1 protein-coding gene is annotated in these 549 nt (G+C 70.3%); it reads left to right on the top strand.

Annotated features, from left to right (window positions below; genetic code table 11):
* On the top strand, positions 1-549 hold a 549-nt coding region (locus ADK64_RS04970; RefSeq protein ID WP_199829484.1), incomplete at both ends, for a homocysteine S-methyltransferase family protein.

Raw genomic sequence — 549 nt, 5'->3', positions numbered from 1 at the left:
TCGGTGCACGAGGCGTACTTCGCGGTGGGTGTCGACTGTGTCGAGACCAACACGTTCGGGGCCAATCACTCCGCGCTCGGTGAGTACGACATCCCGGAGCGTGTGTACGAGCTGTCCGAGGCGGGTGCCCGGGTGGCCCGCGAGGTCGCCGACGAGTTCACCGCGGGGGACGGCCGCTCCCGTTGGGTGCTGGGCTCGATCGGCCCGGGTACCAAGCTGCCGACGCTGGGCCATGCCCCCTACACGACCCTGCGTGACGCGTATCAGCGCAATGCGGAGGGTCTGGTCGCGGGTGGTGCGGACGCGCTGCTGGTGGAGACGACCCAGGACCTGCTGCAGACGAAGGCGGCCGTGCTGGGTGCGCGGCGGGGTCTGGCGGCGTTGGGTCTGGACGTGCCGGTGATCGTGTCGGTGACGGTCGAGACGACGGGCACGATGCTGCTCGGCTCCGAGATCGGTGCGGCGTTGACCGCGCTGGAGCCGCTGGGCATCGACATGATCGGCCTGAACTGCGCCACCGGCCCGGCCGAGATGAGCGAGCACCTGCGC

Origin of the sequence: Streptomyces sp. MMG1121, from assembly GCF_001280015.1 — a bacterium.
Lineage (GTDB): Bacteria > Actinomycetota > Actinomycetes > Streptomycetales > Streptomycetaceae > Streptomyces.
The sequence above is the reverse complement of the archived record's forward strand: the minus strand, read 5'-3'. Positions and strand labels throughout refer to the sequence as shown.